20 protein-coding genes are annotated in these 19006 nt (G+C 69.1%); 17 read left to right on the plus strand and 3 right to left on the minus strand.

What is annotated here, in order from left to right; genetic code table 11:
• Positions 1–10 precede the first annotated feature (10 nt).
• The 4 genes from FWJ24_RS04995 to FWJ24_RS05010 all read left to right on the plus strand — a co-directional run bounded on the left by FWJ24_RS04995 (position 11) and on the right by FWJ24_RS05010 (position 5429).
• On the plus strand, positions 11–865 hold the full coding sequence (locus FWJ24_RS04995; protein WP_150286717.1) for a CDP-alcohol phosphatidyltransferase family protein: 855 nt from the start codon (positions 11–13) through the stop codon (positions 863–865).
• A gap of 293 nt (positions 866–1158) precedes the next feature.
• Positions 1159–2355 (plus strand): porin, encoded by a 1197-nt coding sequence (locus FWJ24_RS05000; RefSeq protein WP_150286718.1) that lies wholly within the window; start codon positions 1159–1161, stop codon positions 2353–2355.
• Between the two features lie 169 nt (positions 2356–2524).
• Positions 2525–4282, plus strand: a complete 1758-nt coding sequence (locus FWJ24_RS05005; RefSeq protein ID WP_150286719.1) for an OmpA family protein — start codon at positions 2525–2527, stop codon at positions 4280–4282.
• A 10-nt stretch (positions 4283–4292) separates the two neighbouring features.
• Complete coding sequence (locus FWJ24_RS05010) at positions 4293–5429, plus strand: hypothetical protein (RefSeq protein WP_150286720.1); 1137 nt, start codon at positions 4293–4295, stop codon at positions 5427–5429.
• A gap of 117 nt (positions 5430–5546) precedes the next feature.
• Here the strand turns inward: FWJ24_RS05010 and FWJ24_RS05015 are convergent, their stop codons facing one another.
• The gene (locus FWJ24_RS05015) at positions 5547–6467 is read right to left on the minus strand and encodes an alpha/beta fold hydrolase (protein ID WP_150286721.1); all 921 of its coding nucleotides are present in this window, start codon (positions 6465–6467) and stop codon (positions 5547–5549) included.
• Between the two features lie 133 nt (positions 6468–6600).
• Between FWJ24_RS05015 and dapA the strand changes: the two genes are divergently transcribed.
• Positions 6601–7503 (plus strand): 4-hydroxy-tetrahydrodipicolinate synthase, encoded by a 903-nt coding sequence (gene dapA, locus FWJ24_RS05020; protein WP_150286722.1) that lies wholly within the window; start codon positions 6601–6603, stop codon positions 7501–7503.
• A 1-nt stretch (position 7504) separates the two neighbouring features.
• Positions 7505–7978 (plus strand): SsrA-binding protein SmpB, encoded by a 474-nt coding sequence (gene smpB, locus FWJ24_RS05025; protein ID WP_150286723.1) that lies wholly within the window; start codon positions 7505–7507, stop codon positions 7976–7978.
• 22 nt (positions 7979–8000) lie between these two features.
• Here smpB and FWJ24_RS05030 read toward each other — a convergent pair whose 3' ends face one another.
• Both FWJ24_RS05030 and FWJ24_RS05035 read right to left on the minus strand, forming a co-directional pair.
• Positions 8001–8630, minus strand: a complete 630-nt coding sequence (locus FWJ24_RS05030; RefSeq protein ID WP_150286724.1) for a uracil-DNA glycosylase — start codon at positions 8628–8630, stop codon at positions 8001–8003.
• 9 nt (positions 8631–8639) lie between these two features.
• Positions 8640–9284: a LabA-like NYN domain-containing protein gene (locus tag FWJ24_RS05035; RefSeq protein ID WP_150286725.1), complete on the minus strand. Its 645-nt coding sequence runs from the start codon at positions 9282–9284 to the stop codon at positions 8640–8642.
• Between the two features lie 345 nt (positions 9285–9629).
• Between FWJ24_RS05035 and rpoZ the strand changes: the two genes are divergently transcribed.
• From rpoZ to recO, 11 genes are all read left to right on the plus strand, one after another.
• Positions 9630–10028, plus strand: coding sequence for a DNA-directed RNA polymerase subunit omega (gene rpoZ / locus FWJ24_RS05040; RefSeq protein ID WP_150286726.1), 399 nt, complete (start codon positions 9630–9632; stop codon positions 10026–10028).
• Between the two features lie 124 nt (positions 10029–10152).
• On the plus strand, positions 10153–12348 hold the full coding sequence (locus FWJ24_RS05045; RefSeq protein ID WP_150286727.1) for a RelA/SpoT family protein: 2196 nt from the start codon (positions 10153–10155) through the stop codon (positions 12346–12348).
• Positions 12349–12356: 8 nt separating this feature from the next.
• Positions 12357–12515 carry a PaaI family thioesterase gene (locus FWJ24_RS05050; RefSeq protein WP_206110800.1) on the plus strand — a complete coding sequence of 53 codons (159 nt, stop codon included), beginning with the start codon at positions 12357–12359 and terminating at the stop codon, positions 12513–12515.
• Positions 12512–13114 carry an orotate phosphoribosyltransferase gene (pyrE, locus tag FWJ24_RS05055; RefSeq protein ID WP_150286728.1) on the plus strand — a complete coding sequence of 201 codons (603 nt, stop codon included), beginning with the start codon at positions 12512–12514 and terminating at the stop codon, positions 13112–13114. Before FWJ24_RS05050 ends, pyrE begins: the two co-directional genes overlap by 4 nt.
• A gap of 4 nt (positions 13115–13118) precedes the next feature.
• Positions 13119–13865, plus strand: coding sequence for a pyridoxine 5'-phosphate synthase (locus tag FWJ24_RS05060; protein ID WP_150286729.1), 747 nt, complete (start codon positions 13119–13121; stop codon positions 13863–13865).
• A complete protein-coding gene (gene acpS, locus FWJ24_RS05065) occupies positions 13862–14263 on the plus strand; it encodes a holo-ACP synthase (protein WP_150286730.1) in 402 nt (133 codons plus the stop codon). Before FWJ24_RS05060 ends, acpS begins: the two co-directional genes overlap by 4 nt.
• A gap of 114 nt (positions 14264–14377) precedes the next feature.
• Positions 14378–15658 (plus strand): vWA domain-containing protein, encoded by a 1281-nt coding sequence (locus tag FWJ24_RS05070; RefSeq protein WP_150286731.1) that lies wholly within the window; start codon positions 14378–14380, stop codon positions 15656–15658.
• 107 nt (positions 15659–15765) lie between these two features.
• A complete protein-coding gene (gene lepB / locus FWJ24_RS05075; RefSeq protein WP_246155574.1) occupies positions 15766–16542 on the plus strand; it encodes a signal peptidase I in 777 nt (258 codons plus the stop codon).
• Complete coding sequence (gene rnc / locus FWJ24_RS05080) at positions 16542–17255, plus strand: ribonuclease III (protein WP_150286733.1); 714 nt, start codon at positions 16542–16544, stop codon at positions 17253–17255. The genes lepB and rnc overlap by 1 nt, the downstream gene beginning before the upstream one ends.
• Positions 17255–18226: a GTPase Era gene (gene era / locus FWJ24_RS05085; protein ID WP_246155549.1), complete on the plus strand. Its 972-nt coding sequence runs from the start codon at positions 17255–17257 to the stop codon at positions 18224–18226. The genes rnc and era overlap by 1 nt, the downstream gene beginning before the upstream one ends.
• 15 nt (positions 18227–18241) lie before the next feature.
• Positions 18242–18991, plus strand: coding sequence for a DNA repair protein RecO (recO, locus tag FWJ24_RS05090; RefSeq protein WP_150286735.1), 750 nt, complete (start codon positions 18242–18244; stop codon positions 18989–18991).
• Positions 18992–19006 lie beyond the last annotated feature (15 nt).

Genomic DNA, 19006 nt, shown 5'->3' on the forward strand with positions numbered 1-19006 from the left:
AGGCTGGCCGATGGAACCGCTCTTTCCCCCGTTCGAGCCCGAGCCGCAGCCGCCGCAGCGGCGTTTTCGGCCGGTGCCGCTTCGCCTGCTGATCCCGAACATGATCACGCTGGCGGCGCTGGCGGCGGGGCTGACGGCGGTGCGGTTCGCGATCGAGGGGCGGCTCGAGGCGGCGGCTCTCGCAATTCTCGGTGCGGCGATCCTCGACGGGCTCGATGGCCGCATCGCGCGGCTGCTCAAAGGCACGTCGCGGTTCGGGGCTGAGCTTGATTCGCTCGCCGATTTCGTGAGCTTCGGCTGCGCGCCGGCGCTGATCCTCTATTTCTGGCAATTGCAGGCGCTGAAGACGGCGGGCTGGCTCGCCTGCCTGCTCTTCGCCTTCGCGATGGCGCTGCGCCTCGCGCGGTTCAACGTGACGCTCGACGCGCCCGAGCGGCCGGCCTGGCAGAAGGCCTATGCCGTGGGCGTGCCGGCGCCGGCGGGGGCGATGATGGCGATACTGCCCGTCAATCTCAGCCTTGCCGGGCTCCCGCAATTCTTCGGGGAATCGGTTCTGATCCTCGTCTGGCTGATTCTGACGACCGCCCTGACCATCTCCCGCCTGCCGACCTTTTCCGGCAAGGGGCTGAAGACTCCGGTGCCGCGCGAATCCGTGATTCCGATCCTCGCCGCCTGCCTGGTGATTCCGGCGCTGGTCGTGAGCCACCCCTTCGAGACCGTGAGCCTGCTCACCCTGGTCTATGCGGCGCTCGTCCCGGTTGCGGTGCATCGCTACCGGAATCAGGCCGCGATCGCGACGCAAACGCCTGCGGAACCGGGCGCGGAAGACGCGCCAACGACCTCGAATCCCCTAACAAATCGCTAAAATCCGACTCGTTCCGGCACAGGCGCGGCGGGGTGCGTGGAACGGGCGTGGCATTCGCGCAACATGGGTTTGAAAAGCCATGCCGGGCGCTTTCCTGGGGCGCTTCTAGAGTTGAACGGCAGGGCGGCGTGAGTATGGTGCGAAGCGCGACGGGAGTTTCCGGTCGCTGGCTTGTCTTTTCTTCGGGGGGTCCGGGGGAATGGCGGGCGACAAGGGAAAGCGGGTAGGGGTCCGGGGTTCCGGGGCCAGGTTCGCAAACTCCCGATTGGTCTCGAAATCTTTGGAGGTACACCATGAAGCTCGTTAAGAGCCTTCTCCTGGGCTCCGCCGCCGGCCTCGTTGCCGTCGCGGGCGCCTCGGCTGCCGATCTCGGCGTCAAGAAGCCGTCGGCTGTTGAGTATGTGAAGACCTGCCCGACCTACGGCGCCGGCTTCTTCGTCGTTCCGGGCACCACCTCGTGCCTGAAGCTCATCGGCCGCGTCCGCGCCGATTACATCTACAATAACCCGCAGACCCGTGCGGCTCAGGCGTTCCGCTGGCGCGCCCGCGGCTATGTCGGCTACGATCACCGCACCGCGACCGAGTACGGCCTGCTCCGCACCTATGTCCGCGCGTTCTTCAACCACGACACCGGCGCCGACTCGACCCCGACGCTCGAGTACGCCTTCATCCAGTTCGGCGGCCTCACCGTCGGCCGCGTGACCCCGGCCTTCGAGCATGGCTGGCTCCAGTTCTACGGCACCTCGGGCCAGTACTGGGGTGGCTACCACTCGGATATCACCTATGTGAACTCGATCGGCTACACCTTCAACTTCGGCGGCGGCTGGTCGGCCACCGTTGCGCTTGAGGATCCGATGAACCGCCGTTCGACGATCCTGATCGGCGGCACCTATGGCGGCCAGCGCCTCCCCGACGCGACCTTCGCGATCACCGGCAACCAGAGCTGGGGTGAAGTGAAGCTCGCGGCCGCGGTCCGCGAAGTCATCGGCTCGAACTCGACCACGGGCGATTCCGAGCTCGGCTACGCCTTCACCGCCGGCGCGAAGATCTTCCTGCCGATGCTGTCGAAGGGCTCGAACATCTGGGCGAGCTTCTCGTATGGCCGCGGCGCCACCTCGTACACCCACGCCCTCGGCGCGGGCACGATCGCCGATCGCACGCTCACGGTTGCCGACGCGACCGTCACGGCGGCCGGCCTGAAGCTGACGACCTCGTGGTCGGTTGCCGGTGCGGTGCAGTACTTCTTCACCCCGACCGTCTCGGCCTCGCTCGGCGGTGCCTATGGCCGTCACGATCCGTTCGGCGGCGGCAACACCGCCACCACCTATGTCGTCGCCGGCCAGCTCGCCTGGACCCCGGTCGCCGGCTTCCTGATCGGCACGGAAGTGGCCTATCGCCACATCTCCACCAAGGGCACCACGTCGATCGACGCTGGCCCGATCGACAACCAGGACGTTGTCGGCCGTATCCGCTTCCAGCGCGACTTCTAATCGATCCTTGCGGATTGGTACCGGATCGGGGGGCCTCACGGCCCCCCTTTTCGTTTTCGACCCGTCTTACGCCCTATTGACGCCGGCTTGGCCGGTGTGAACATTGTGCGCCGCAGGGACAGGCGGCGGATCGCGCGGGTTCCGCGCCGGGCAGCACGGAGAGACAGGCATGTGCCAGCCGCGCCGATGGGGCCTCGGGCTCCCGTTCCTCCTGCTTCTCGTCGTGCTTGCGGCGTTGTGGCGCCAGGGCGGCGTCGAGGCGGATCTCGCCCGCCGCGCCACCGACGCGCTCGCCCGTGCCGGTCATGGCTGGGCCGGGATCGTGCTCGCCGGCCGCGATGCGACCCTCACCGGGGAGGCTGCCGATTCCAAGGCGCGGGGTGCCGCGCAGGCCCTTGCCGGCCAGGTCTCCGGGATCCGCCGGGCCGCGGACGGAACAACCCTGCTCGCCGAGGCCAGCCCCTTCACCTTCACCGCGATCCGCGACGGCGCCCGGCTGGGCCTCGGCGGCTTTGCACCGCCGGGCGAGGCCGCCGCCCTCGTGGCGGCGGCGCGCCGCCTCCTGCCCGATGCCGTGATCGACGATCAGCTCAAGCCCGCGCGCGGCGCGCCGGCGGGGTTCGGCGCGGCGGCGGCCTTCGGGCTCGCGGAGCTTGCCCGGCTCGAACAGGGCACGCTGTCCGTCTCAGGCCAGATGCTTTCGCTCACCGGCCGCGCGGCGGATTTCGCCACCTTCGATGCGCTTCGCGCCCGGCTCGCGGCGCCGCCGGCGGGCTTCACGGTCGTGCGCGGGCTTGGGGATGGCGATATTCTCCCCCCGCGCGTCCGGCCGTTCACCTTCACCGCCGAGAAGGGCGCCGGCGGGCTGGTCCTGTCGGGCTTCGTTCCGGGCGAGGCGGCGCGCGCGGCGATCCTCGGCGCGGCGCGGGCGCTGGGCGGCGCGGTGACGGATTCGCTGCGGGTTGCCGATGGTGCGCCGGCGGGGGATTGGGCCGGCGCCGCCACCCGCCTCCTCGGCGAACTCGGGCGGCTCGAGAGCGGCCGCGCCGCGCTGACCGATGACAGGATCGCGATCGTCGGCCGGGGAGGCGACAGCATCGCCGCCGATGACATCCGCGCTGGCCTCGGCCGGCTGCCGCCGGGCTTCACAATCTCGGAGATCGCGGTCGAATCGCGGGCGATCCGTCCCTATCTGTTCAATGCCACGCGCAGCGAGGGGGGGCTGGCGCTCTCCGGCTTCGTGCCGGATGCCCGGACCCGCGCCGAGATTCTTGCCTTCGCCCGGCGCCATTTCGAACGCGAGACGATCGATGACCGCCTTCAGGAGGGGATCGGCGCGCCGGCGGATTTCCTCGCCGCGGTGCGGGCCGGGCTCGCCGGGCTGTCGCGGCTCGCGCCGGGCGCCTCGCTGTCGCTCTCGAATCTCGATGCCGCGCTGCGCGGGCTCGCCCTGCTCGATTTCGCGCGCGAGGAGGTGGCCGCCGATTTCCGCCGCGAGGTCCCGGCCGGGTTCGCGAGCCGCATCGAGGTTGCGACCGCGCCGCTGCCGCCGCCGATCCTCGCCGCGCCCGAATGCCAGCTGCTCTATCAGGAGGCGCTCGCGCGCGGCACCATCCATTTCCGCACCGGATCGGCGGATCTGTCGCCGGAATCGCGCGGGCTGCTCGACAGGCTCGCCATCGTCACGCTGCGCTGCGTCAACGCGCGGATCGAGATCGCCGGCCATACGGATTCGGACGGCCAGCCGCAGGCCAATGCCGAATTGTCGCGCCGCCGTGCCGAGGTCGTCGCGGGATATCTGATCCGCGCCGGCGTTCCCGCATCCCGGCTCGAGGCCGTCGGCTACGGCCAGACCCTGCCGGTGGCGCCGAACGACACGGCCGAGAACAAGGCCCGCAACCGGCGCATCGAATTCGTCGTGAAATGAGGAAGCGGCCATGGCTTACCTGATCTCGGCCTTCGCGGTCTGGCTGCTGCTGGCGCTGCTCCTCGGCCTCGCGGTGGGAGGCATCACTGGTGCGCGGGGCGCCGGCGGCGGCTGGCGGGGCCTGCTGCCCTGGCTCGCCGGGCTGGCTGCGGGCGCTCTGGTCGCCTGGGCGCAGATCCTGCCCGGCCGCGCCGGGCTCTGGTTCGATCTCGCGCTCCTGATGCTTGCGGCTTATCTCCTCGGCTGTGGGCTCGCCTGCCTGCTGCGCTGGCGGCTCGCCGTCCGGCCAGAGCCTGCCCCGGCGCCTCTGGCCGCCGCTGCACCGCCCAGATTCCCGTCTCCTACGGACCCGATTCCCGCGCGCGAGATGCCGGTCGAGCCCGCGAAGGCAGCGCCACCCGCCGCGGCCGAGGCGCTGGAGCAGGCGATCACCGGCCTTTCCGCGCCGCGCGGCGGCGTGCCCGACGATCTGACCCGGATCTACGGCATCGATGCGGAAACCGCGGCGCGGCTCAACGCGCTCGGTCTCTACCATTTCGACCAGATTGCGCGGCTGACGCCGGGGCAGCGCCGCTGGCTGTTCCGCCAGCTCGGCCATGGCGGCCGGTTCCCGAGCTGGTGGTGGCGCTGGCGCTTCGACGCCGAGCAGATCCTCGCCGGCCGCGATCCCCGGATCGAGGCGGCCGTGCCGCTGGCGGGGCCGGAATCGACCCGCATGCCGGCCCCGACGGTCCGCTCCGACCCGACGGCGATCGAAGGCACGCGCCCGGCCGGCCTTCCGGCGCCGCGCGGTGGCCAGGCCGACGACCTGAAGCGCATCCGCGGGATCGGCCGGCAGAACGAGGGCCGCCTGCACGGCCTCGGCATCTGGCATTTCGACCAGATTGCCGCCTGGAATGCCGAGGAGGCGGCCTGGATCGGCAGCTATCTCGCCTTTCCGGGCCGGATAGAGCGCGAGGACTGGATCGGCCAGGCCAGGGTTCTGGCCGCCGGCGCCGAGACCGCGTTCTCGAAGCGCGTCGATGCCGGCGAGGTCGCGACCTCGCGCGACGAGGCCGGCGATGACGGGCAGGGCAATGTGGAGCCGCCGCCGGGTGCGCCTCCTGCCGCGGGCAAGGGGGGGAGGGCGCGCAAGCCGAAGAGCTGAGCGGCACCGCCAGCCCGCCCATGCCGGCGCGCCTTGCGAGCAGGTTGGTTCCGGGTGATCGGAAGAGATACGGCGGCGCCGGATGGGCGCACCCGTTCCGTTCGGCCGGGATGCGCCCTAGCCGCAGCGCTCGACGAAATCGCGGATTGCGGCGATGGTCGGCGCATCCTCCAGCAGCGGCGCGTGGCCTTGATAGGGCACTTCATGCAACCGCGCATCCGGATGGCGCGCCACCATTTCCTCGGCGGTCCGGCGCGCGAGAATGTCGCTCAATTCGCCGCGGATGACGAGGAGCCGCGCGTGCGCCAGAGTCGCGAATTGCGGCCAGAGCGGCGGGATCGGCCTTTCGAGATCGAGATCGGCGAGCGTGCGCATGAGGTTGACGTCGTAGCGGGGGATGAGGCGCCCGCTCTCCTCCCGCCAGGTCCGCTCCGCGAAGCGCAGCCAGGCCGCCTCGTCCGTATCCGTGAAATGCGTACCGAAGAGCTGCCGGAGGATCAGCATCGCCTCGGGAAAATCGCGCGGCGCCGGCATCTTGCCGACATAGGAGCGGATCCGCGCGAGGCCCCGCGGCTCGATCACCGCGCCGATATCGTTGAGCACAGCGCCGGCGATCATCTCCGGCCGCGCGATGCCCATCAGCATGGTGAGGAGGCCGCCGCGCGAGGTGCCGAGGAAGATCGCGCGCTCGATTCCGAACGCGACCAGCACCTGCTGGAGATCGTCGAGTTCCACCTTGAGATCGTAGTTCCGCCAATCGGGATCGTATTCCGAGGCGCCGCGGCCGCGGCTGTCGAGCGCCATCACGAAGCGGTTGCCGGTTTCGGCGAGCGCGCGGCCGATCATGTCGAAATCCGCGCCGCAGCGCGTCAGTCCCGGCAGGCAGACCACCGGCAGCCGCGCGCTCGCCGCCGCGCCGAGCGTCGCGACATGGAGCCGCAGCCCGTCACGCGCGGTGACGAAGCGCGAATTCCAGGCGTGGTTCGGCACCACGAGATGGAGGTTCGCGGTGGATCTGGTCTTCTCGCGCGTCGGCATGGCGTCTCCGGGGCAGCGTTCCGCCTGTTTTAGCGGGCGGCGGCGCCGGCACAACCCGGCGCGGTGTTGACCTGCGCCGCGATACCGGAGAAAAGCGGGGTTTCCGACCTCCCCCTTGTTCTGGATCGACCCGATGACCGCGCCTCCGAATGCCGCCCGCTTCCGTGGCTCGTTTACCGCGCTGGTGACGCCCTTCAAGGGCGGCGCGCCCGACGAGAAGGCATTCCGCGAGCATGTCGCCTGGCAGATCGCCGAGGGCACCAACGGCCTCGTGCCGGTCGGCACGACGGGGGAGAGCCCGACGCTGAGCCATGACGAGCACAAGCGGGTCGTCGAATGGTGCGTTTCCGAGGCGAAGGGCCGCGTACCCGTGATCGCCGGCGCGGGCTCGAACAATACCGCCGAGGCGATCGACCTCGCCCGCCATGCCGAGAAGGCCGGCGCCGATGCCCTGCTGGTCGTGACGCCCTATTACAACCGCCCGACGCAGGAGGGGCTCTACCGCCATTTCAAGGCGGTGAACGACGCGGTCTCGATTCCGATCTTCATCTACAACATCCCGCCGCGCTCGGTGGTGGACATGTCGAACGAAACCATGGCACGGCTGTTCGAGCTGAGGAACATCGCCGGCGTGAAGGATGCCACCGCCAATCTCGCCCGCGTCAGCCAGCAGCGCTGGCTCGTCGGTGCCGATTTCATCCAGCTCTCCGGCGAGGACATGACCGCGCTCGCCTGGAACGCGGCCGGCGGCGTCGGCTGCATCTCGGTGGTCTCGAACGTGGCGCCGCGCCTCTGCGCCGATCTCCAGGCGGCCTGCCTCGCGGGCGATTACGCCAGGGCGCTCCAGATTCAGGATCGGCTGGTGCCGCTGCACGACGCGATCTTCCGCGAGCCCGGCCTCGCCGGTGCCAAGCACGCGCTGAGCCTGCTCGGCCGCATGAGCGAGGAGATCCGGCTGCCGATGCTGCCCGTGCAGCAGCAGGCGACGAAGGATGCCATCCGCACGGCGATGGTCCATGCCGGCCTGCTGAACTGACATGACGGCCCGCGACGAAGCGCGCTACAGGATCGCGGCCGACAATCGCAAGGCACGCTTCAACTACGAGATCCTCGAGCCGTTCGAGGCCGGCATCATGCTGACCGGAACCGAGGTCAAATCGCTGCGCGGCGGCAAGGCCACGATCGGCGAGAGCTATGCCGCGATCGAGAACGGCGAACTCTATCTCATCAACGCCTATATTCCGGAATATCTGCAGGCGAACCGCTTCAACCACGAGCCGAAGCGGCCGCGGAAACTCCTGCTCCATCGCCGGCAGGTCGGCCGGCTGGCCGCGGCCCTCGAACGGGAGGGGCTGACGATCGTGCCGCTGAAGGTCTATTTCAACGAGAAGGGGCGCGCCAAGGTCGAGATCGCGCTGGCGCGCGGCAAGAAGCTGCACGACAAGCGCGAGACCGAGAAGGCGCGCGACTGGAAGCGCGAGCAGGGTCGGCTGCTGCGCGAGCGCGGCTGAATCGGCTTGGCTCTGCCCGATTCTAGCCCAACTCCGCCCGGATGGCCGCGAATACCGCGCGGAACATCGCCGGCGTCAGCCGCCCGGTATTGGTGTTGTAGCGCGAGCAATGATAGCTCGAATGGAGCCGCACCGGCCCGATCGTCCGCGCGCCGCCATGCGCGAAAGGGTGGCGTGCGGGCGCGGCGCCCAGCGCGCGCACGGTTGAATCATGGGCGATCCGTCCGAGGGCGAGAATGGCCGCCAGGCGCTGCATCTGGCGCAAGGTCGCGGCGAGGAAGGGCCGGCAGCCGACGATTTCGGCGCCGGTCGGCTTGTTCTCCGGCGGCACGCAGCGCACGGCATTGGTGATGCGGCAATCGAGGAGTTCGAGCCCGTCCCCCGCCTGCGCGGCATAGGTGCCGCGCGCGAAGCCGAATTCCTGAAGCGTCGCGTAGAGCAGGTCGCCCGCGTAATCGCCGGTGAAGGGCCGCCCGGTGGCGTTGGCGCCGCGCAGACCGGGCGCCAGGCCGACGATCAGCAGCCGCGCATCGGCTGCCCCGAAGGAGGCGACCGGCGCGTTGTGCCAGCCCGGCTCGCGCTGGCGCCATTCCGCGCGGAACGCGGCGAGGCGCGGGCAGAGCGGGCAATCGCGCGGCGGCTCGGCCTCCATGCCCGGCGGTCAGCCCTCGTCGCGGTCGCGCGGCGGGCGACCGGCACTGGGACGCTCGATGAAGGCCGGCATCGCCGGGCGCGGCTCGCGGAACCCGCCCTCCGGGCGCGGCTCGCGCGGCGGCCGCTCGCCGGGATCGCGGCCGATCCGGGCCTGGAGATCGACAAGATCGAGGAACTGGTCGGCCTGCCGGCGCAGATCGTCGGCGATCATCGGCGGCTGGGTCGAGATCGTCGAGACCACCGAGACCCGGACGCCCTTGCGCTGCATCGCCTCGACGAGGCTGCGGAAATCGCCATCGCCGGAAAACAGGATCATGTGGTCGATGAAGGGCGCGAGCTCCATCGCGTCCACCGCGAGCTCGATATCCATGTTGCCCTTGATCTTGCGCCGGCCCATCGCGTCGGTGAATTCCTTCACCGGCTTCGTCACAACGGCATAGCCGTTATAGTCGAGCCAGTCGATCAGCGGGCGGATCGAGGAATATTCCTGATCCTCGATCAGAGCCGTGTAATAGAACGCGCGAACGAGATAACCCTTTGACTGATATTCCTTGAGAAGCCTGCGGTAATCGATATCGAAACCAAGCGTCTTCGAAGTTGCATAAAGATTGGCGCCGTCAATGAAGAGGGCAATCCGTTCAACGTTCTGCATTCTGTGTCCTGCTTTGCTCTCGCGCTCAAGAAATCCGTGCCGGATTTTGCCGATTCGGCGTCCCGGAAAGCGCTCATGCCTTGTTTTGACAGCCCATACCCGGTTAAAAACCGGTCTAGGTCGAATATGTGCTCGCGCGCGGTATCGGGACGGCGGCATTAATGAAAGGCAACATGGGATTCAATCCATAAATTTGCAACAGGAAGATGGTCCTTGCGCGGGATAACTATCCTGCGATTGTCTGCGCTTCGGGCCGAGGAGCCAAGGCGCTTGATGTCGCCGCCGCTTTCATGTAACGGCAGAACCTCCCAGGATTTTCCGGCTTTTTGAAGGAGCGAGGCGTCCATGGCCCGCGTGACCGTCGAAGATTGCGTCGACAAGGTGGAGAACCGGTTCGAACTGGTCCTGCTCGCGAGCCACCGCGCGCGGATGCTCTCCTCGGGCGCGCAGCCGCTCGTGACGCGTGACCGCGACAAGAACCCGGTCGTCGCCTTGCGCGAGATCGCCGATGAGCGGCTTTCGCCCGGCGACCTCAAGGAGGATTTCATCCATTCGCTGCAGAAATTCGTCGAGGTCGACGAACCCGAACCCGAGGCGGTTCCGCGCCTGCTGGGCGCGCAGGCGGCGCCTTCGGTTTCGGAGGTCGATGACAGCGACGTCTCGTTCGATCGCATGTCGGAGGAGGATCTGCTGCGCGGCCTCGACGGGCTCGTGCCCCCTTCGGAGACCGACGACGAGGATTGAGCGCGCGCCGCGGTTGCGTGTCGTGCAATTCTCGCCATACTGATCGAGGCGGTGCGGTCGAACGCGCCGCCTTTTTCGTCCGCCGGCAGTGGCGGTCAGGTTCTCGCGCGGGGTTCCGACGCGCATGATGCGCCAATTCGAACTGGTTGAACGGGTCAAGCGCTACCTGCCGGATGCCGACGAGGACCTGCTCAACCGCGCCTATGTCTATGCGATGCGCGCCCACGGTTCGCAGAAGCGCGCTTCGGGGGACCCGTATTTCTCGCATCCGCTCGAGGTCGCCGCGATCCTGACCGATCTGCATGTCGACGAGCAGACGATCGCCGCCGCCATCCTGCATGATATGATCGAGGATACCGGCACTACCCGGCATGATATCGAGAGCCGCTTCGGCGAGAATATCGCGGCGCTCGTCGAGGGGCTGACCAAGCTCAAGAAGCTCGATCTCGTCTCGAAAAAGGCGGCGCAGGCCGAGAACCTGCGCAAGCTGCTGCTCGCGGTGGCGGCGGATGTCCGGGTGCTGCTCGTCAAGCTCGCCGACCGGCTGCACAACATGCGCACCCTGCATTACGTGCCCCCGGACAAGCGCGCGCGCATCGCCGAGGAGACGCTGGAGATCTATGCCCCGCTCGCCGGCCGCATCGGCATGCAGGACATGCGCGACGAGCTGGAGGACATTTCCTTCCGCGTTCTGATGCCAGATGCGCATCTGATGATGTCGAAGCGGCTCGAAAGCCTGCGCAGCCGTGCCGAGGGGCTGATCGGCATCATCGAGACCGATCTGCGCGCCAAGCTCTCGGCCAACGGCATCGCCGGCGAGATCAAGGGCCGCGAGAAGCGCCTCTACTCGATCTGGCGCAAGATGGAGCGCAAGAGCATCTCCTTCGAGCAATTGTCGGACATCTTCGCCTTCCGCGTCATCGTCGGAACGGTGGAGGAATGCTATCAGGCACTCGGCATCATCCATCAGGCCTGGCGCTTCGTCCCGGGCCGGTTCAAGGATTACATCTCGACGCCGAAGCAGAACGATTACCGTTCGCTGCACACCACGGTCCTGGGGCCGAAGCACCAGCGCGTCGAGCTGCAGATCCGCACCCGCGGCATGGATGAGGTGGCGGAATTCGGCATCGCCGCCCATGCCGCCTATAAGGAGGGGCTGGTCTCCGCCGATGCGCTCGCCGGCACCTCGAAAGCCTATGCCTGGCTGCGCCGGACGATCGAACTGCTCGCGGAAGGCGACAATCCGGAGGAATTCCTCGAGCATACCAAGCTCGAACTCTTCCAGGACCAGGTGTTCTGCTTCACGCCGAAGGGGCTGCTGATCGCGCTGCCGCGCGGCGCCAACGCGATCGACTTCGCCTATGCGGTTCATACCGATATTGGAAACAACGCCGTGGGCTGCCGCATCAACGGCCGCAACGCGCCGCTGATCTCGGAACTGAGCAACGGCGATCAGGTCGAGATCCTGACGACCGAGGGGCAGGTGCCGCCCTCGGCCTGGGAGGGGCTCGTCGCCACCGGCAAGGCGCGCTCGGCCATCCGCCGCGCCACGCGCGAGGCGGTGCGGCGGCAATTCGTCGGGCTCGGGCGGCGGATCGTCGAGCGCGCCTTCCAGCGCGCCGGCAAGACCTATTCCGAGGAGAAGCTGATCGCCGCCCTGCCGCGCCTCGCGCGCCAGACGCTGGATGACGTGCTCACCGCGGTCGGCCGCGGCGAGATGTATTCCGGCGACGTGATCAAGGCGGTGTTCCCGGATTTCCGCGAGGAGGTCGCCAAGGCGGCCGCGCCGGGCACGGGAGCGGGCTGGTTCGGCGTGCAGGGCGCGGACAAGCTGAAATTCAAGGTGCCGGGCCAAGAGAGCGCCGCCGGCTCGATCCCCATCCGCGGCCTTTCGGATGATCTCCCGGTGCGCTTCGCGCCGGGCGGCGGTGCGGTGCCCGGCGACCGGATCGTCGGCATCCTGACGCCCGGCGAGGGCATCACGATCTACCCGATCCAGTCGCCGGCGCTCATCGCCTATGACGAGGAGCCCTGGCGCTGGCTCGACGTGCGCTGGGATGTGGACGAGCACGATCCGCGCCGGTTCTGGGCGCAGCTTATCGTCTCGGTCATCAACGAGCCGGGAAGCCTCGCGGCGATCGCGCAGGTGATCGCGGATACGGATGCGAATATCGACAACATCGCCATGCGCGCCAAGACCGCCGATTTCCGCGAGATGGTGCTCGATATCGAGGTCTGGGATCTCAAGCATCTCAACGCCATCATCTCGGAACTGCGCACGAAGCCGGTGGTGGCCAATGTCGAGCGCGTGATCGGCTGAGGGGACGCATGCGGTTCGGGGGGCTTTTTGTGTGCCGGGGCGCGGTGATCCATCGCGGCCGCACCCTGGCGCTCAGCGAGGCGCAGCTTGTCGATTCCGCCGGCAAGGTTTACGCGCATGGCACCGAGACCTGCATGATCTTCCCCAAGGAGAACGGCGCACGATGACGAGGGACGAGGTTCTGGCGGAATTCCGCGCCGCGGGCGCGCTGCTTGAAGGGCATTTCATCCTGTCCTCGGGGCGGCGTTCCGGGTTCTTCATCCAGAAGATGCGCGTTTTCGAGGATCCGGTGCGCACCGGGCGGCTGTGCCGCGCGCTGGCGGAGCGGGTCGCGGCGCGGTTCGGCGCCGTTGATGTCGTGGTCTCGCCGGCGATCGGCGGCATCGTGCCCGGCTACGAGACGGCGCGGGCGCTCGGCGCGCGGGCGATCTTCGTCGAGCGCGAGGACGGCGAGTTCCACCTGCGGCGCGGCTTCGAGATCCGCGCCGGCGAGCGCGTGCTCGTCATCGAGGACATCGTGACGACCGGGCTCTCGGCGCGTGAATGCCTGAACTCGCTGGCCGACCAGCCGGGCGAGATCGTCGGCGCCGCCTGCCTGATCGATCGCTCCGCCGGCCGGGTCGATCTCGGGGTGCCGCTGGTCGCCCTGTGCGAATTCGCCGTGCCGGATTACGATCCGCGCGACATCCCGCCCGACCTCGCGGCGCTGCCGCCGGTCAAGCCTGGCAGCCGCGCCATCCAGGGCGCGGGCAGCCGGGGAGGGTGAGGCGATGACCAGCCGCATCCGTCTTGGCGTGAACATCGATCACGTGGCGACCGTGCGCAACGCGCGCGGCGGCGCGCGGCCCGATCCCGTGCGCGCCGCCCTGCTCGCCATCGAGGCGGGAGCGGATGGAATCACCGCGCATCTGCGCGAGGATCGCCGCCATATCCGCGATGCGGACATGGCGCGGCTCAAGGACACGATCACGAAGCCGCTCAATTTCGAGATGGCGGCGACGCCCGAGATGCTCGCGATCGCGACCCGCATCCGCCCTCATGCCTGCTGCCTCGTGCCCGAGAAGCGCGAGGAGCGCACCACCGAGGGCGGGCTCGACGTGATTGGCGGTCACAATCACCTCGTGCCCTTCGTCGCGGCCCTGCGCGCCGCCGGCATCCGCGTCTCGCTCTTCATCGAGCCGGACGCGGCGCCGATCGATGCCGCCGCCGCGCTCGGCGCCGATATCGTCGAGCTGCATACCGGCTCCTGGTGTCACGCCGTCGAGGCGGGCGAAGGCGAGAAGGCCGAAGCGGAGTTCCGGCGTCTCGCGGCCGGCGCGCGGCACGCGGCGGCGAGCGGCCTCGAGGTCCATGCCGGGCATGGTCTCGATTTCGAGACCGCCGAACGGCTCGCCGGGGTGCCGGAATTCGTCGAGTTCAATATCGGGCATTTCCTCGTCGGCGAGGCGATCTTCGTCGGGCTGGGCGGCAGCATCCGTGCGATGCGGCTGGCGATGGACCGGGGACGCGGCTCTTGATCCTCGGGATCGGCGCCGATCTGTGCAATATCGAGCGCATCGCCGCGACGCTGGACCGGTTCGGCGCGCGCTTCGTCGCGCGCGTCTTCACCGATGCGGAGCGCGCGCGCTCCGAGCGCCGCGCGGCGCGCGCCGCGAGCTATGCCAGACGCTTCGCCGCCAAGGAGGCCATGGCCAAGGCGCTCGGCACCGGGCTGCGCATGGGCATCGCCTGGCGCGAGATGGGCGTCGTCAACCGGCCCTCCGGCCAGCCGGGCATGGAACTCACCGGCCGGGCGGCGGCGCGGCTCGCGGCGATGCTTCCGCCCGGCCATCGCGCGGAGATCCATCTCACGATCACCGACGATCCCCCCTTCGCGCTCGCCTTCGTGGTCATCGAGGCCCGGCCGGAGGGCTGACGCCTCGCGGCTGTGGACAAACCGGGCGAGATGCGGCCGGTGCGCTGCCGCACGGCGCGGCGGGGCCGGTTTCGCGCTACATTTGTGGCGGGACGGAACTGACAGGAAACGCCGATGACGATGCGTCTTGCCGCCCTGCTGGCCGTGTTCGCGGCCATCCTTCTTCCTGCCCCGGCCCGCAGCGAGGGCGGCCGGTCCGTCGCACTCATTCTCGATGCTTCGGGCAGCATGAAGGCGATGCTTCCCTCCGGACAATCCCGGATCGATGCCGCGAAGGACGCGGTCGAGACGCTGGTCACCGGCTTGCCGGAGGGGCTGCGCCTCGCCCTGCGCGCCTATGGCCACCAATCGCCGGCCAGGGCGAAGAATTGTCGCGATACGCAATTGCTGACGGGCTTCGCGCCTGTCGGTGCGAACCGGGCGGAGGTCATCCGCCGGGCCCGCGCGCTGACGGCGCAGGGCTATACGCCGATCAGCCATGTGCTGGAACTGGCCGCGGGTGATCTCAAGGCCGAGGCGGCGGCGGCCTCGCGCGTCGTCATCCTGGTCAGCGACGGCAAGGAGACCTGTGAGGGAGACCCCTGCGCGGTGGCGAAGGCGCTGGCGGCAGCGGATGCCGGTCTCGTCATCCATACGATCGGGTTCGCGGTCGATGTGGCGGCCCGCTACCAGCTCCAATGCATCGCCCGCGTGGCGCGCGGCACGTATTTCGACGCGGATTCGCTCGGAAAGCTCACCGAGAGCCTCTCTATGGCGGTGCGGAGCCGGGCCGTGGCGCCGGCGGTGAGCGTTCCGGCCGCGGGGCGGAAGCCGGGCGGAATCCGGCTCGCCGCGCCCTCCGCCACCCGCCACGAGGTGATCAGCGTCGAGACCGGCAAGGTCGTCCGGCATCTTTCGAGCCTCTCCGCTTTCGTTGATCTGCCGGCCGGCTTCTACAACGTGCGTTTCGGAAACCAGTTCTGGCGCTCGATCGAGGTGCGAGACGGCGAGACGGCCGAGATCGCGACCGCGATCGTGGAACTTCCGGCGGCGAGCTATCGCGGGCACGAGATCCGGGACTGGGAAACCGGCGAACTTGTGGAGAAGCTGTCCTCGTCGCGGACCTCCGCGAACCTGCTGCCATCCTCCTATACGATCGCTTTCGGCGCGCGGCAGGTGCCCTTCACCCTGGAGCCGGGCAGGCGGCTGGTGATCGACGCGGTGTCCGTGACGATCCGCGGCCTCCCGGTCAATGCCAGGACGATCCGCGACGAGGCGGGCGAACCGATCGCCGAGGTCTCGGCGATTGCGTCCAGCGTCACATTGCCGCCCGGCCGCTATGTTCTCGATCTCGGTGCGCAGAGCCGGCCCTTCGAGGTGAAATCCGGAGCCGCGCTCGAACTCGATCTGCGATAGGGGCGCGTTCGCGCTCCGCATTGCCCTTCGGGGGAGGCGCCTGTATATCCGACCCCCACGGCCGGGCGGCATCGAGGCCGCGACGGAAGGATAGCCCCGGAATGGCGATGGAAGAACTGAAACCGAAGACCGGCACCGAGGCGACCAAATCCGGCGGGCTGGGCGAGACGATCCGCGTCATCATCGAGGCGCTGCTGATCGCGCTGGTGATCCGCACCTTCGCCTTCCAGCCCTTCAACATCCCCTCGGGCTCGCTGATCCCGACGCTGCTGATCGGCGATTATCTGTTCGTGTCGAAATACGCCTATGGCTATTCGCGGCATTCCTTCCCGCTCTCGCTTGCGCCCTTCTCGGGCCGGTTCTGGGGCGCGGAGCCGAAGCGCGGCGACATCGCCGTTTTCAAATGGCCGCGCGACAATGACACCGATTACATCAAGCGCGTGATTGGCCTGCCGGGCGACCGGATCCAGATGCATTACGGCGTGCTGCACATCAACGGCAAACCCGTGCCGCGCGAGCGCGCCGGCATGTTCGAAAGCCGCGATTCCTTCGGCCGGCCGGCGCGCTTCCCGCTCTATCGCGAGACCCTGCCGAACGGCGTCAGCTACAACGTGCTCGAGATCGGCGGCAACGACGCGGTGATGGACAACACGCCGGAATATGTCGTGCCATCGGGTCATTATTTCATGATGGGCGACAACCGCGACAATTCCACCGACAGCCGTGACATGAGTGCGCTCGGCGTCGGCTTCGTCCCCTACGAGAACCTTGTCGGGCGCGCCGAGCTGATCTTCTTCTCGATCGAGGAGGGCGTGCAGCCCTGGAAGATCTGGCGCTGGCCGGCGGAGGCGCGCTGGGGCCGCTTCTTCCAGACCATCCGCTGATGTCCGGGGCCCAACCGGAAGCCTCCGTCTCCCGCGCACCGGCCCGGATCGAGGCGCGCATCGGCCATGTTTTCGCGAACCGCGCGCTGCTCGAGGAGGCGCTGACCCATGTCAGCGCCGGCGAGGGGCGGCTCTCCTACCAGCGTCTCGAATTCCTCGGCGACAGGGTGCTCGGCCTCGTCGTCGCGACGATGCTGTTCGAGGCCTTCCCCGAGGCGCCGGAAGGGGAATTGTCGCGCCGCCTCGCTGCCCTTGTCCGCAAGGAGACCTGTGCCGCGATCGCCCGCGAATGGCGGCTCGACGAGGAGATCCGCGTCGGCGAGGGCGAGCGCCGCTCCGGCGCCCGCCGCCGCGACGCGCTGCTCGGCGATGCCTGCGAGGCGCTGATCGGCGCGGTCTATCGCGACGGCGGCATCGAGGCGGCGGCACGGCTCGTCCGCGCGCATTGGACCGCGCGGATGCAGGCGCCGCAGGCGGTGCCGCGCGACGCCAAGACCATGCTCCAGGAGGCGGTTCAGGCGCGCGGGCTGCCTGTTCCCGCCTATCGCGATATCGGCCGCAAGGGGCCGGATCACGCCCCGGAATTCGAGATCGCGGTGCTGGTCGAGGGCAGCGCCGAGGCGATCGGGCGCGGGGCCTCGAAGCGGCTCGCCGAGCGCGCCGCCGCCGAGGCCTGGCTGCGCCGGGCCGGGCTCTGGACGGAGGAGACATGATGGCGGAACCGCCCCCCCCGATGGCGACGCGCTGCGGCTTCGTCGCGCTGATCGGCGTGCCGAATGCCGGCAAATCGACCCTGCTCAACACCCTGGTCGGCGCCAAGGTCTCGATCGTCTCGCGCAAGGTGCAGACGACGCGGACCCAGATACGCGGCATCGCCATCGCCGGCGCGACGCAGGTGGTGTTCGTCGATACGCCCGGCATCTTCGCCGCGAAGCGCAGGCTCGAACAGGCCATGGTCACCTCTGCCTGGGGCGGGGCCACGGATGCCGATCTCGTCGGCGTGCTGATCGATGTCACCCGCGCCGATGACGAGGCGCAGGAGGCGCTGTTCGCGCGGCTGGGCGAGATCCGCCAGCCGCTCTTCCTGGTTCTGAACAAGATCGACCTCATCCCGCACGAGCAATTGCTCACCATCGCCGATCGGCTCAACCGCGGCCGGAGCTTCGAGGCGACCTTCATGGTCTCGGCCGCGCGCGGCCACGGCGTGCGCCGGATTCTCGAATGGCTGGAGGACAAGCTGCCGCCCGGCCCCTGGCTCTATCCCGAGGACGAGATTTCCGACGCGCCGCTGCGCTTCCTCGCCGCCGAGATCACCCGCGAGAAGATCTTCGAGCGGCTGCACGACGAGCTGCCCTACCGTTCGACCGTCGAGACCGAGAAATGGACGGTGCAGAAGAACGGCGAGGTCCGCATCGACCAGACGATCTATGTCGAGCGCGAAAGCCAGCGCAAGATCATGCTCGGCAAGGGCGGGCAGACCATCAAGGCGATCGGCGCGGCCGCGCGCAGGGAGATCGCCGAGGCGGCGGATGCCGAGGTCCATCTCTTCCTGTTCGTGAAGGTCCGCGAGGATTGGGCCGAGGATCCCGAGCGCTATCGCGAGATGGGGCTCGAATTCCCGCGCCCGGACAAAGGCGCCGGCAAGGGGGGCAAAGGGTCCGGCCAGGGGCCCGGCAAAAGCTGAGGCGGGCGCCGGGCCATGGAATGGCGGGATCACGGCCTCATTCTCTCCACCCGCCGCCACGGCGAGCGCGACGTGCTGCTCGAGGTGATGACCGAGGCGCATGGCCGCCATCTCGGCCTTGTCCGGGGCGGCCGCTCGGTGCGGCAGGCACCGGGGCTCCAGCCCGGCAACCGCGTCGCGCTCACCTGGCGGGCGCGGCTCGAGGAGCATCTCGGCCAGTTCTCGGCGGAGATTGTCGAGAGCCGGGCGGGGCAGGTGCTCGCCGATCCGCTGGCGCTGGCGCTGGTCGGGCATCTCGGCTTCCTGCTGCGGCTCCTGCCCGAGCGTGATCCGCATCCGGCGCTCTTCGCCGCCGCCGACGGGCTGCTCGGGCTCGTCGCCCGGCCCGATTTTCTGGCGCCGGCGCTGGTGCGCTTCGAATTGCTCCTGCTCGCCGAACTCGGCTTCGGGCTCGATCTCGCCGTCTGCGCCGCGACCGGCACGACCGAGGATCTCGCCTATGTCTCGCCGAAATCCGGGCGCGCCGTCAGCCGCGCGGCGGGCGCGCCCTGGGCGGAAAAGCTGCTGGTGCTGCCGGATTTCGCGCGGCCCGGCCGGCCGCTTGCGCCGGCAGCACGGGAGGCGGTGGTGGCCGGGTTCGGCCTTGCGGGCCTGTTCCTCGACCGTCATCTCGTCGAGCCACGCGGCCTTGCGCGGCGGAGCCAGCGCGCGCGGCTGGTGGCGTTGCTGCTGGCGCGCCTCGTCGAGGCGGCGGAGCCGGGATGAGCCGTGCGGCGATCC

Source organism: Rhabdaerophilum calidifontis, assembly GCF_008641065.1.
GTDB classification, from domain to species: Bacteria; Pseudomonadota; Alphaproteobacteria; order Rhizobiales; family Beijerinckiaceae; genus Rhabdaerophilum; species Rhabdaerophilum calidifontis.

Coding starts and splice junctions, on each gene's coding strand:
- rnc (WP_150286733.1), top strand. CDS start 16,542: ATGTCCGGGGCCCAACCGGAAGCCTCCGTCTCCCGCGCACCGGCCCGG.
- FWJ24_RS05030 (WP_150286724.1), bottom strand. CDS start 8,630: ATGGAGGCCGAGCCGCCGCGCGATTGCCCGCTCTGCCCGCGCCTCGCC.
- FWJ24_RS04995 (WP_150286717.1), top strand. CDS start 11: ATGGAACCGCTCTTTCCCCCGTTCGAGCCCGAGCCGCAGCCGCCGCAG.
- FWJ24_RS05010 (WP_150286720.1), top strand. CDS start 4,293: ATGGCTTACCTGATCTCGGCCTTCGCGGTCTGGCTGCTGCTGGCGCTG.
- FWJ24_RS05070 (WP_150286731.1), top strand. CDS start 14,378: ATGACGATGCGTCTTGCCGCCCTGCTGGCCGTGTTCGCGGCCATCCTT.
- rpoZ (WP_150286726.1), top strand. CDS start 9,630: ATGGCCCGCGTGACCGTCGAAGATTGCGTCGACAAGGTGGAGAACCGG.
- pyrE (WP_150286728.1), top strand. CDS start 12,512: ATGACGAGGGACGAGGTTCTGGCGGAATTCCGCGCCGCGGGCGCGCTG.
- dapA (WP_150286722.1), top strand. CDS start 6,601: ATGACCGCGCCTCCGAATGCCGCCCGCTTCCGTGGCTCGTTTACCGCG.
- FWJ24_RS05005 (WP_150286719.1), top strand. CDS start 2,525: ATGTGCCAGCCGCGCCGATGGGGCCTCGGGCTCCCGTTCCTCCTGCTT.
- lepB (WP_246155574.1), top strand. CDS start 15,766: ATGGAAGAACTGAAACCGAAGACCGGCACCGAGGCGACCAAATCCGGC.
- FWJ24_RS05015 (WP_150286721.1), bottom strand. CDS start 6,467: ATGCCGACGCGCGAGAAGACCAGATCCACCGCGAACCTCCATCTCGTG.
- FWJ24_RS05000 (WP_150286718.1), top strand. CDS start 1,159: ATGAAGCTCGTTAAGAGCCTTCTCCTGGGCTCCGCCGCCGGCCTCGTT.
- FWJ24_RS05035 (WP_150286725.1), bottom strand. CDS start 9,284: ATGCAGAACGTTGAACGGATTGCCCTCTTCATTGACGGCGCCAATCTT.
- FWJ24_RS05060 (WP_150286729.1), top strand. CDS start 13,119: ATGACCAGCCGCATCCGTCTTGGCGTGAACATCGATCACGTGGCGACC.
- FWJ24_RS05050 (WP_206110800.1), top strand. CDS start 12,357: ATGCGGTTCGGGGGGCTTTTTGTGTGCCGGGGCGCGGTGATCCATCGC.
- era (WP_246155549.1), top strand. CDS start 17,255: ATGGCGGAACCGCCCCCCCCGATGGCGACGCGCTGCGGCTTCGTCGCG.
- smpB (WP_150286723.1), top strand. CDS start 7,505: ATGACGGCCCGCGACGAAGCGCGCTACAGGATCGCGGCCGACAATCGC.
- recO (WP_150286735.1), top strand. CDS start 18,242: ATGGAATGGCGGGATCACGGCCTCATTCTCTCCACCCGCCGCCACGGC.
- FWJ24_RS05045 (WP_150286727.1), top strand. CDS start 10,153: ATGATGCGCCAATTCGAACTGGTTGAACGGGTCAAGCGCTACCTGCCG.